A 12424-nucleotide genomic window follows, 5' to 3' on the forward strand; every position below is an offset into this window, starting at 1 on the left:
GACTATGGCATTATTTAATTTTCAGAAACCCGATAAAGTTATAATGATCGATTCCTCAGATTTCGAAGGGAAGTTCGAATTCCGCCCTTTGGAACCTGGTTATGGATTAACTGTCGGGAACGCACTCAGAAGAGTATTGCTTTCCTCTTTGGAAGGATTCGCCATTACATCGGTGAGGATTGACAAGGTTGAACATGAATTTTCGGTGATCGAAGGGGTAGTGGAAGACGTAACTGAGATCATCCTCAACTTAAAGCAGGTTCGGTTTAAGAGACAGATCGACGATGTGAACGAAGAGACCGTATCCGTATCCGTCAGTGGCAAGGATCAGCTTACCGCGGGAGATTTTCAGAAATTCATCTCCGGCTTCCAGGTGCTTAACCCGGAACTGGTGATCTGTAATATGGACCCGAAAGTCAGTATCAACATGGAGTTGATCATTGAAAAGGGAAGGGGATATGTGCCTGCTGAAGAGAATAAAAAGTCGAACGCTCCCATTGGCAGCATCGCGGTAGACTCCATCTTCACCCCGGTGAAAAACGTCAAATACAGCATAGAGAACTTCAGGGTAGAACAGAAGACCGACTATGAAAAACTGGTTTTCGAGATCGTCACTGACGGTTCCATCCACCCAAAAGAGGCCCTCACAGAGGCTGCGAAGGTGTTGATTCACCACTTTATGCTGTTCTCCGATGAGCGCATCACCCTTGAGGCAGATGAGATCGCACAGACAGAGACCTATGATGAGGAGTCCCTGCACATGAGGCAGTTGTTAAAGACCAAGCTGGTGGATATGGACCTGTCTGTAAGGGCGCTGAATTGCCTGAAGGCTGCAGAGGTCGATACTCTGGGAGACCTGGTATCTTTTAACAAGAACGACTTGATGAAATTCAGGAATTTCGGAAAGAAGTCGCTGACCGAGCTGGAAGAACTCGTCATCAACAAGGGACTGAACTTCGGGATGGACCTGTCAAAATACAAATTAGATAAAGATTAATACCCGCTTCTCCCCGGGATGCTCGTCTGGGCAGGGGTTGAAGATCATATAGTACGAAACCATGAGACACGGTAAGAAAGTCAATCACTTGAGCAGGAAGACAGCACACAGGTCGGCCATGCTGGCCAATATGGCCTGTTCCCTGATCGAGCACAAAAGGATCAACACCACGGTGGCCAAGGCCAAGGCCTTGAAACTGTTCATAGAGCCATTGATCACGAAATCAAAGGCGGAGAACAATAAGTCACTGGAAAAGGGTACGCACAACAGGCGTATCGTATTTAAGAACCTCCGCGACAAGTATGCGGTATCCGAATTGTTCAGCACCGTAGCTGAAAAGGTGGGTGACCGTCCCGGAGGATACACAAGGATCATCAAATTGGGGAACAGACAGGGAGATAACGCAGATATGGCGATGATCGAACTGGTCGATTTCAACGAGGTCTACAATGCCGGGAAGGCTAAAAAGAAGAAATCCACCCGAAGGGGCAGGAGTTCCAAAAAAGCTCAGCCGGCTGCGGAAGCTACACAAATGGTTGAGGAAGTGGAAGCCCCAAAAGCCGCTGAGGCCAAAAAGGAGGAGAAAGCTGAGCCCAAAGCAAAAGCCGAGGCCCAGCCCAAGGCAGAGGAGCCAAAGGCTGAAGCACCGAAGAATGAAACGAATGAGGACTCAGCAGAATCAAAATCTGATGATGCGAAGGCATAAGATGTTTACAACGTCTGGAAAATTGAAAAGGATAGGCCTAAAAGCCTATCCTTTTTTTCTTTTTATTTGTGAAACCAAAAAAACAGTTCAATGAAGTATCAATCCAAGAAGAAGGCACTGATCTTGCTCGCTGACGGCACAATCTTTTACGGAAAATCCGTAGGGAATGCCGAAGGAACGGCTTTTGGTGAGGTTTGTTTTAACACAGGGATGACCGGATATCAGGAGATCTTTACGGATCCTTCCTATTTCGGGCAATTGATGGTGATGACCAACGCCCATATCGGGAATTACGGAGCCAATGAGGATGAGGTGGAATCCGATACGGTAAAGATCGCCGGACTCATCTGTAAAAATTTCAGTTATGATTATTCAAGGCCTGATGCGGACGGTAGCCTGCTCGACTTTCTCAACAAAAACAACCTCCTCGCCATTTCGGATGTGGACACCAGGGCCCTGGTGAGTTATATCCGGGACCACGGGGCGATGAATGCCGTGATCTCCACACGGGTTGACGAGATTGATACCCTCAAAGCCGAATTGAAAAAAGTGCCGAGTATGGAGGGGTTGGAACTCGCTTCCAAGGTGTCTGCCAAAGAACCCTATTACTACGGGCAGGAGAATGCGACCTTTCGGATCGCAGCCCTGGACATCGGTATCAAGAAGAATATTCTCAGGAACCTGGCTGCCAGGGACGCCTATATCAAGGTCTTTCCGTATGACACCCCATTTTCGGAGCTGGAGGCGTGGAACCCCCATGGCTACTTCATATCCAATGGGCCGGGTGACCCTGAGCCTCTGAAAGGTGTGATTGAGACTGCCAGACAGATCATTGCCCAGGATAAACCCCTGTTCGGGATATGCCTGGGGCACCAGATCATTGCCCTGGCCAATGGGGTCTCTACCTATAAAATGTTCAACGGGCACAGGGGGATCAACCATCCTGTGATAAACCTGAAGACAGGTAAAGGGGAGATCACCTCTCAGAACCACGGGTTTGCCATCAACCGGGAGGAGACCGAATCCCATCCGGACCTCGAAATCACTCACATGCACCTGAATGACCACACCGTGGCCGGGATACGAATGAAGAACAAGAATGTCTTTTCGGTCCAGTACCATCCCGAGGCCAGTCCGGGTCCGCATGACGCAACCTACCTGTTCGATCAGTTCTTTGAGATGATCAGGGCCCATGCCGATGTGAATGTCTCGGTCTGACGAACAGATTTCCATGCCATTATTTCGGGAACCCCCTCTGATTCACGGGGTCCTTTTGTATCTTTGAAAAGAAAGAAATCAACCAGAAAAAGTAACGTATTATGAGTATCATCCTTGATGTACACGCCCGCCAGATCTTTGATTCCAGGGGCAACCCGACCGTTGAAGTAGACGTATTAACGCAAAACGGTGTCATGGGAAGGGCAGCAGTCCCTTCCGGAGCTTCCACAGGAGAGCACGAAGCCGTGGAACTTAGGGACGGAGGCAAAGCCTATATGGGCAAGGGAGTTTCTAAAGCCGTTGAGAATGTCAACACGGTGATCGCCGAGAAGATCAGGGGGATGATGGTCTTCGATCAGAACCTCATTGACAAGACCATGATAGAGTTGGACGGGACCCCTAATAAGTCCAAGCTGGGCGCCAACGCCATCCTGGGTGTCTCTCTGGCAGTGGCCAAGGCGGCAGCAGATGAGATGGGGATGTCTCTTTATCGCTATGTGGGAGGGGTGAGTGCCAATACTTTGCCCGTGCCCATGATGAATATCATCAACGGGGGATCGCATTCCGACGCCCCCATCGCCTTCCAGGAATTCATGGTCATGCCGGTAAAGGCGAAGAGTTTTTCCCATGCCATTCAGATGGGAACAGAGATCTTTCATCACCTGAAAAAAGTACTGCACGACCGGGGCCTAAGCACTGCTGTGGGTGACGAGGGCGGTTTCGCCCCCACATTAGACGGCACGGAGGACGCCCTGGATACCATCGCCAAGGCGGTAAAGAACGCCGGGTACAAGTTCGGGGATGAGGTCATGGTGGCCCTGGATTGTGCCGCGGCCGAATTCTATGTGAACGGCAAATACGACTACACCAAATTCGAAGGGGACAAGGGAGCCGTCAGGACCTCTGAAGAACAGGCTAAATACCTGGCTTCCCTTTGTGACAAGTACCCCATCATATCCATAGAGGACGGGATGGACGAAAATGACTGGAAGGGCTGGAAGATCCTGTCCGAACTTATAGGGGATAAGGTACAGCTGGTAGGTGACGACCTCTTTGTGACCAATGTGACCAGGCTGTCACGTGGTATCGCCGAAGGGATCGCGAACTCTATCCTGATCAAGGTCAACCAGATCGGTACCCTTACAGAGACCATTGCCGCGGTGAACATGGCCAAGAATGCTGGGTATACGAGCGTTATGTCTCACCGGTCCGGGGAAACGGAAGACAACACAATTGCAGACCTGGCCGTGGCCCTGAATACGGGTCAGATCAAGACAGGTTCCGCATCCAGGTCGGACCGAATGGCCAAATACAACCAGTTGCTTCGCATTGAGGAAGAATTGGGGGAAGTGGCCTATTATCCGGGGAAGGATGCCTTTAAGGTGGGTCATTAAAGCATATTCAATCCAATGAAAGCCTTTCGGACAGCCGAAAGGCTTTTTTTTATCCATCATTCTTTCATGCGTTTCTGCCTTTTTCGGGAGTTATAGGCGTATTTCCCAATCAACCGGCCATGGGAAGAGACACCATCTTATTCATGGTCGTGATCAGGAGGTTCGGGAGGAAGTATCAGGATTGCTAAAATTCCATTAAATCTCGGTAGAATGCCCTGTTCAATAATTGTTAAGAAGGCCCCTTTTTCCTATCTTTATCACTCTGTCTAAACATTACCAAAAACATCTCCATGAAAGATAAAGCAACACTCGAATACGAAGGGAAGAAATACGAATTTCCCGTGGTGGAAGGTACCGAAAAAGAACTGGCGATCGATATTAAAACCCTGAGATCGACCACGGGTATGATCACCCTGGATCCGGGATACAAGAATACGGGTTCCTGTGAAAGTGCCATTACTTATCTGGATGGAGAAAAGGGCATATTGCGCTACAGGGGGTACAACATTGAGGAGTTGGCCGATAAGGCCGATTTTCTGGAAGTAGCCTACCTCCTCATCTTCGGGGAACTTCCCAATAAACAGCAATTGAAGCAGTTCCACGAAGACATCAAGCAGGAATCTCACGTGGATGAAGAGATGAAGAAGATCCTGGATGCCTTTCCTAAATCTGCCCACCCCATGGGCGTGCTTTCCTCTTTGACCAGTGCCCTGATCGCCTTTAACCCTTCTTCGGTCAACGTCACTTCAGAAAAGGATATGTACCATGCCATCATCCGGATCATGGCCAAATTCCCGGTACTGGTGGCCTGGACCATGCGCAAGCAAAAAGGATTGCCCCTGGATTATGGGGATGACTCCCTGGGCTATGTGGAAAACCTCCATAAGATGATGTTCAAGAGGCCCAGCAAGGAATACGTAAAGAACAAGGTCGTCATTGAGGCCCTCGACAAGTTGTTGATCCTCCATGCAGATCACGAGCAGAATTGCTCTACCTCTACGGTTCGAATCACCGGCTCTTCACACGCAGGGCTGTTCGTTTCTCTTTCCGCAGGGATTTCGGCTCTGTGGGGCCCACTGCACGGAGGCGCGAACCAGGCTGTTTTGGAGATGCTCGAGGCGATCGCGGCCGATGGAGGAGACACCCAGAAATACATGAACAAGGCCAAGGATAAGAATGACCCTTTCAGGTTGATGGGCTTTGGCCACAGGGTGTACAAAAACTTCGATCCCCGTGCCAAGATCATCAAGCGCGCTGCCGATGAGGTGCTGGGGGACCTGGGGATTGAGGATCCCATATTATCCATCGCCAAAGGACTCGAAAAAGTGGCCCTGGAAGATCCTTACTTCGTAGACCGCAAGCTGTATCCTAATGTCGATTTCTATTCGGGAATCATCTACCGGGCCCTGGGTATACCGACCGAGATGTTTACCGTCATGTTCGCCATGGGAAGGCTGCCCGGATGGATCGCCCAATGGCGTGAAATGCGATTGAGAGGCGAACCTATCGGCCGGCCAAGACAGGTCTACATAGGCGAAAACCAAAGACCTTTTGTGCCTCTTAACAAGCGTTAGACCCCCCTCTGCATGCTACAACTCAATGTAAGAGATGAAACATCTCCTCTGAAGGCCGTGGTATTGGGCAGAGCTGAAAGTTCTGGCCCGATTCCCAGACCTGAGGAAGCCTATGATCCCAAATCCCTGGAACATATCCTGGCCGGTACCTATCCAATAGAAGAAGACATGGTCAGGGAAATGGCTGCTTTTGATGCTGTCTTGAAGAAGCATGGGGTGCGAGTATTCAGGCCGGAGGTTATAGAAGATTGCAACCAGATCTTTTCGAGGGATATCGCTTTTGTCATCGAAGATAAACTCATTAAGGCCAATATATTGCCAGAGCGGGAAAAGGAGTTCGAGGCCATCCTCCATGTCCTGGATGTGATAGACCCGGATAAAATCCTTGTTCCTCCTCCATCGGTACACGTGGAAGGTGGAGATGTAATGCCCTGGAAGGAATATATCTTTGTGGGCACCTACCGGGGGGAAGACTATGCCAGTTATATCACGGCCAGGACCAATACGGCAGCCGTGGCCTATCTGCAGGAACAGTTTCCGCATAAGGTGATCAAATCCTTCGACCTGAGAAAATCGAATACGGATGCCCGGCAAAACGCCTTGCATCTGGATTGCTGCTTCCAACCCATTGGCAGAGATAAGGCCATCCTCCACAAAAATGGTTTCCTGGTTGAAGAAGAGTACCAGTGGCTTCTGGATTACTTCGGCCGCGAGAACGTATTCGAGATCAGCAACGAGGAGATGTATCAAATGTTCAGCAATGTCTTCTCCATTTCACCGGATGTGATCGTTTCCGAGAGGTCGTTTACCAGGCTCAACACCTGGCTGCGCGACCGGGGTTTTACCGTTGAAGAGGTGCCTTATTATGAAATAGGCAAACAGGAAGGCCTGCTCAGGTGCAGTACCCTGCCGCTGGTCAGGGAATAGGTTGGATCCATCCCGGCAGTATAATTTTCTTCTCCAATTCAGAATAATGTATCCGTTTAAGGAGTAACTTTGACCTGAAATCAGACCACTTCATGCAGATCACCAACACTATTCTCATGGTCAGGCCCGTGCGTTTCCGGATGAATGAGGAAACCGCCGTAAATAACTATTTCCAGGAGGATTTGGATATCAAGAACCAAACCATCAACCTCAGGGCTCAAAAGGAATTCGACGATTTTGTCACTGCCCTGAGAGCTAAAGGGGTGGAGGTGATCGTAGTGGACGATATCTTTGAAAGGGATACCCCGGATTCCATCTTTCCCAACAACTGGATCTCCTTCCACGCCAACGGAACGGTAGGCTTATATCCCATGTTCGCCGAAAACCGGAGAAGGGAACGGAGGGAGGACGTACTCGATATCCTCGAGGAAAAGGGTTTCGAGATCCGAAACGTGGTTGATTATACTTCTGCCGAGGAAGACGGGCTTTTCCTGGAGGGTACGGGAAGTATCATCATGGACAGGGATCACCAGAAGGCTTATTGCGCCCTTTCTCCAAGGGCAGATGAAGGCCTTTTCATTGAATTCTGCGAAGACATGGAATGTACCCCCGTGATCTTTACTGCCTACCAGTCGGTAGACGGCCAGCGCCTGCCCATCTACCACACCAATGTGATGATGTGTGTGGGTGAGACCTTTGCGGTGATCTGTCTGGATTCCATCGACGACAAAAAGGAACGCAAGAACGTGGTAGACCACCTCCGGGGAGACGGGAAGGAGATCATCGCTATTACGGAGGTGCAGGAACAAAACTTTGCGGGAAACATGCTGCAGGTCATAGGGAAAGCGGATAAACGCTACCTGGTGATGAGTACAGCGGCATACAACAGCCTGAATCAGGAACAGCTGGAGGCCATCCAGCGCCATTGCGAGATCATTCATAGTCCGCTCGACACCATCGAGACCTGTGGTGGAGGGAGTGCGCGTTGTATGATGGCAGAGGTATTCCTCCCGAGGACCCGGGTGTTGTCCTAAAACCCCGTAATCAGGATCTTGTCTTGGCGATGTTTCGGATCATTCCCCCGAAGATAAAGTAGTGAAATGGTAGGATGGCATACCAGTAAAGCCTCCCCCGGAGCCCTTTGGGTCTGAAGGTGGCGGTCTGATGCAGTACGGAGTCCTTGTCTATCCTGAACTCCAGCCAGGCTTCACCGGGAAGTCGCATTTCAGCGAAGAGAAGCAGGCGTTTTGCTTTTTTGTCTGCCAGCAATACCCGCCAGAAATCCAGGGAATCTCCCGGATAGATCTTGTCCGGATGAGTCCGGCCCCTTCGGAGTCCAACTCCCCCGGTCAGTTTGTCGAGAAAGCCGCGTATCTTCCACAGCCAGTTCCCGTAATACCATCCCTGTTCTCCCCCGATGCGCCAAATATTCCGAAGAACAGCGTCCGGATCATCCACCTTTAGCTTCTTCTCGTCCTTTAACACACCGTATTTCGGAACCTGAATGTATTTTTCCAGATTTTTCTGGAACCTGCCGCTGATCATGCTGTCCTTCCAGCTGCTGACCACCAGGTTCTGTTCGATCTTTTTAAACGCCATGTCAATGGCTTCCATGTAGGTATGAGTTTCCAGACCCAGGAGTTCCTGCAGGCGGTTGTCCCTGGCCACCACCTCCATTTTCATGCTGTCTACCAGGTTCACGGCCAGTTTGTAGGAAGTGGAAGTGACAAAGTACAACCAGTAGGAAGAAAGTTTGGGGGTCATCACAGGAACGGTTAGGATATAGTTCTTGAATCCCCTCGCTTTGGCGTATTGCTGGAGCATCTCTTTGTAGGTGAGTATGTCTTTGCCCCCTATATCGAAAGACGTATCATAGGTGTCTTCCCTCCCCAGGACACCGGTCAGGAAATTGATCACATCCCGGATCCCAATGGGCTGCGTCCGGGTCAGCACCCATTTTGGTGTGATCATGACCGGAAGTTTTTCACACAGGTCGCGTATGATCTCAAAGGAAGAACTTCCCGACCCAACGATGATCCCTGCCCTCAGTACGGTCAGGTGATACCCTCCCTGGTAGAGGATGTCCTCCACATTTTTCCTCGACCTCAGGTGTTTGGACAGTTTTTCCTCGTTGACGATCCCGCTGAGGTAGACCACCTGTTTCACGTGGGTACCCTTTAGATAGCTGTTGAATGTCTCTGCGGATATTGCCTCCTTTTCATCGAAGTCGTCCGTAGACGAACTCATAGAGTGTATCAGGTAGTAAGCGGCATCGATGTCTGCCGGAAGGAGCCCTTCTTTTACCTCATTCAGGAAATCGACCTCCACGACCTCTATCTTCTCCAGGGTATCCTCATCCACAGAAAGCCGTTTTTTGTCCCGAACGGCGCACACCACTTCATGGCCCATTTCGAGGAGCCTGGGAAGCAAGCGCATCCCGATGTATCCGTTGGCACCAGTCAGAAGTATCTTCATAAATCAGAGGTCGTCTATGTGAGTCGGTGCGGTATCGGCCTTGTAGTCCATCAGTTTTTTAAAGAATTTCTGGACCGCTTTGGTATCTGATCGTACCTTGATAAAATGGTGGTCGCGATAGATGGAGTATACCGCCAGATCGCCTTTATAAAGGGTGAGTTTGTAAAATGGAATCACCAGGGCGAAGGTCTCCAGGAGGGATCGGAACCTGACGATCACGCCCTTGGGTCTGATCTCGATATTGCAGCTGTCGAGGTTATTGTCAAGGATGAGTAGGTTTCGTATCTCCACACTGGCCTCGGTGATGAACAGTTTCGGGGAACCTATGCCTCCCATGGCCCAGCGGTCTTTCAGGGGAAAGGGTTTGCCCACTTCCTCATCGATCTTCCGGATGAGTTCTTTGTTGTTGTAGGAAACGTTTACTAACATGTATTTTCTTTTTCTGTAGCGGGTTAAAGTTACCGAAATCCTTGGGGAATCCTTATTAAGGAGATTATAAAAGCTCAAAAAATACGTAGTTTTGCAACTTTAATAAGGGTCAGCCCGGGAATATGGAACACGAACTGATAAGGAAGACCAAAGAAGCAGTAATCGCCCTTTTCGGGGTAGAGCTTCCTTCGGTCGAATTACAACCTACACGCAAGGATTTTGAAGGAGATATCACCGTGGTGATCTTTCCTATGTTGCGGTTTGTGAAAGGTAATCCTGAAAAGATCGGAGAGGCCATCGGGAACCATTTGATCGGAGCCGTGCCCGAAGTGTCCCGGTTTAATGTGATCAAAGGCTTTCTGAACCTTACCCTTTCAGACGAATATTATCTGGAGGCATTCTCCAGAATCCTGGCCGAGGAGGAGTACGGAAAGGCCCCTTCACAGGACAAAGGGGCTGTGATGGTAGAATATTCCTCTCCCAACACGAACAAGCCCCTGCATCTGGGTCACATCCGGAATAACCTCCTCGGGTACTCTGTGGCCGAGATCCTCAAGGCTTCCGGCAAAAAGGTCTACAAAACACAGATCATCAACGATCGCGGCATCCATATCTGCAAGAGTATGCTCGCCTGGCAGAAGTTCGGTGAAGGGATAACGCCTGAATCCTCCGGTCTAAAAGGGGATAAGCTGGTAGGCAATTACTATGTCGCCTTTGACAAGGCCTATAAAAAACAGGTCGACGAGTTGGTGAAGCAAGGCAGGAGCAGGGAAGAAGCCGAACAGCAGGCGCCTATCCTTCTGGAAGCCCAGGAGATGCTCAGGCAATGGGAAGCCGGGGATAAGGAGGTGGTCTCCCTGTGGAAGACCATGAATTCGTGGGTGTATAAGGGTTTTGAGGAGACCTATGCCCGACTGGGAGTTGATTTTGACCGGCTTTATTACGAGAGCGATACCTATCTCCTGGGAAAGGAAGTGGTGGAAGAAGGGCTCAGGAAGGGTGTTTTTTACCGCAAGGATGACGGAAGCGTCTGGATAGACCTCACGGAAGACGGGCTGGACGAGAAGATCGTACTCAGGGCGGATGGAACAGCTGTGTATATGACCCAGGACATTGGGACCGCCATACAGCGCGTGAAGGATTTTCCCGATATCAGCGGGATGGTCTACACGGTAGGGAATGAACAGGACTATCATTTCAAGGTGTTGTTCCTCATCCTGAAAAAACTGGGATTTACATGGGCAGATCACCTGTACCACCTGAGCTACGGCATGGTAGACCTGCCGGAAGGTAAAATGAAGAGCAGGGAAGGCACGGTGGTGGACGCGGACGACCTCATAGAGGACATGGCCCAAACGGCCGAGGAGATCTCCAGGGAACTGGGCAAACTCGACGGGTACTCAGAGGAGGAGAAAAAGGAACTATACCGCATTATAGGCCTTGGGGCCCTGAAGTATTTCATACTGAAGGTCGACCCCAAAAAGCGAATTCTGTTCAACCCGGAGGAGTCAGTGGACTTCCAGGGGAATACAGGCCCTTTTATTCAATATACCTACGCCAGGATACAGTCTATTTTGAGGAAAGCGAATTTTGATAAGGAAAAGTTTGGTAAAAATTCAACAAAATACAGGAATCCTATTCACCCAAAAGAGAGGGAATTGGTAAAACAATTGCTGGTATACCCTGAAGTGGTGCAGGAAGCGGCCGAGCAATTCAGTCCGGCTCTTATTGCCAATTATACCTATGACCTGGTCAAGGAATTCAACTCCTTCTATCAGCAGGTATCCATCCTGGGGGAAGAGGATCTAAAGGTGAGGGATTTCAGGGTGCACCTCTCTGCCGTGGTGGCCGAGGTGATCCGATCTGCTTTTGCACTTTTGGGCATACAGGTGCCGGACCGTATGTAAAGAAAAAGACCGCCCGGAGGCGGTCTTTATAAATATTTGTTCTCAGGAAAATTATTTTTCAGAGCTCTGAGCTACAGCCAGGCCGTAGATCACAAGTCCGAAGCCGATTTTGTTCACTGCGTCACCGATGTTGTAGATAACGTCCATGTTCAAGCCGGTAAAGATACCTTCGTACCACCCTGGAGTTCCGGCCATGTAACCGATAGGATAGATAGCCCATCCTACGAGTACAAACCAGCAGAGAGTCTTGTGGGCACTAAGTACGGCTCCACCAGCATCTACCGCCAGTTTCTTGGCCTCACCAAACCAGATAGCGTACACGATCCAGAAGTAAGCAAGACCAGAGATCAGACCCCAAAGCCAGGCGTTGTCCCTGTCTACAGCTTCTCCCCAGTATCCGGTAACCAGCATGACCACAGAGGCAGCAATAAGCTTCCACATCAGGGATTTCTTGGCACCTGCCACTCTGAGGATCAGGAAGAATTCAACGCACATCAGGGGTACGGTAAGAACCCAGTCCACATAGCGGAAGAAGGTAGGCGACTCGGCGAAACCTGCCCAGTAATCCCTCATGTACCAGTAGTGCACTGCAGCAATGAAAGTAATTAATCCCGAAACCAGGATTGAAGTTCTCCACTTCTTGTCGAAGCTGTTCATCGACAAAAAGAAAAATGCAGAGGCCGCCATCATGGCCATACAGCCAACGAAGAAGGTAAACCCTACATAGTCATTGGTCGCCAACTTGGAAACCAGTGAAATTGATGCTAAAAAATTTTCCATAGAAATAGAATTAGTTA

At 49.9% G+C, this 12424-nt stretch carries 10 protein-coding genes and 1 pseudogene; 8 read left to right on the forward strand and 3 right to left on the reverse strand.

Annotated features, from left to right (window positions below; translation table 11 throughout):
- Positions 1–4 precede the first annotated feature (4 nt).
- The 7 genes and pseudogenes from GWK09_RS08420 (at position 5) to ctlX (ending at position 7850) form a co-directional block, all read left to right on the forward strand.
- The gene (locus GWK09_RS08420; protein WP_163692712.1) at positions 5–997 is read left to right on the forward strand and encodes a DNA-directed RNA polymerase subunit alpha; all 993 of its coding nucleotides are present in this window, start codon (positions 5–7) and stop codon (positions 995–997) included.
- A gap of 61 nt (positions 998–1058) precedes the next feature.
- A pseudogene (rplQ, locus tag GWK09_RS08425) lies at positions 1059–1568 on the forward strand (50S ribosomal protein L17); the annotation flags it as partial.
- A gap of 225 nt (positions 1569–1793) precedes the next feature.
- Positions 1794–2921, forward strand: a complete 1128-nt coding sequence (carA, locus tag GWK09_RS08430) for a glutamine-hydrolyzing carbamoyl-phosphate synthase small subunit (RefSeq protein WP_163692716.1) — start codon at positions 1794–1796, stop codon at positions 2919–2921.
- A gap of 101 nt (positions 2922–3022) precedes the next feature.
- Complete coding sequence (eno, locus tag GWK09_RS08435; protein ID WP_163692718.1) at positions 3023–4315, forward strand: phosphopyruvate hydratase; 1293 nt, start codon at positions 3023–3025, stop codon at positions 4313–4315.
- A 290-nt stretch (positions 4316–4605) separates the two neighbouring features.
- Positions 4606–5889, forward strand: coding sequence for a citrate synthase (locus GWK09_RS08440; RefSeq protein WP_163692720.1), 1284 nt, complete (start codon positions 4606–4608; stop codon positions 5887–5889).
- A 12-nt stretch (positions 5890–5901) separates the two neighbouring features.
- Complete coding sequence (locus GWK09_RS08445) at positions 5902–6816, forward strand: dimethylarginine dimethylaminohydrolase family protein (protein ID WP_163692723.1); 915 nt, start codon at positions 5902–5904, stop codon at positions 6814–6816.
- 92 nt (positions 6817–6908) lie between these two features.
- Positions 6909–7850: a citrulline utilization hydrolase CtlX gene (ctlX, locus tag GWK09_RS08450; RefSeq protein ID WP_163692725.1), complete on the forward strand. Its 942-nt coding sequence runs from the start codon at positions 6909–6911 to the stop codon at positions 7848–7850.
- A 10-nt stretch (positions 7851–7860) separates the two neighbouring features.
- On the opposite strand, the gene GWK09_RS08455 is transcribed toward ctlX, so the two are convergent.
- Entirely contained in the window at positions 7861–9291 is a 1431-nt protein-coding gene (locus tag GWK09_RS08455; RefSeq protein ID WP_163692727.1) for an SDR family oxidoreductase, read from the reverse strand.
- Between the two features lie 3 nt (positions 9292–9294).
- Positions 9295–9720 (reverse strand): hypothetical protein, encoded by a 426-nt coding sequence (locus tag GWK09_RS08460; protein ID WP_163692728.1) that lies wholly within the window; start codon positions 9718–9720, stop codon positions 9295–9297.
- A 122-nt stretch (positions 9721–9842) separates the two neighbouring features.
- Between GWK09_RS08460 and argS the strand changes: the two genes are divergently transcribed.
- Complete coding sequence (gene argS, locus GWK09_RS08465; RefSeq protein ID WP_163692730.1) at positions 9843–11627, forward strand: arginine--tRNA ligase; 1785 nt, start codon at positions 9843–9845, stop codon at positions 11625–11627.
- Between the two features lie 51 nt (positions 11628–11678).
- Here the strand turns inward: argS and GWK09_RS08470 are convergent, their stop codons facing one another.
- Positions 11679–12407 (reverse strand): bacteriorhodopsin-like, encoded by a 729-nt coding sequence (locus tag GWK09_RS08470; protein ID WP_163692731.1) that lies wholly within the window; start codon positions 12405–12407, stop codon positions 11679–11681.
- Between the last annotated feature and the right edge of the window lie 17 nt (positions 12408–12424).

The sequence above is a fragment of the Muriicola jejuensis genome (genome assembly GCF_010671595.1).
Lineage (GTDB): Bacteria > Bacteroidota > Bacteroidia > Flavobacteriales > Flavobacteriaceae > Muriicola > Muriicola jejuensis.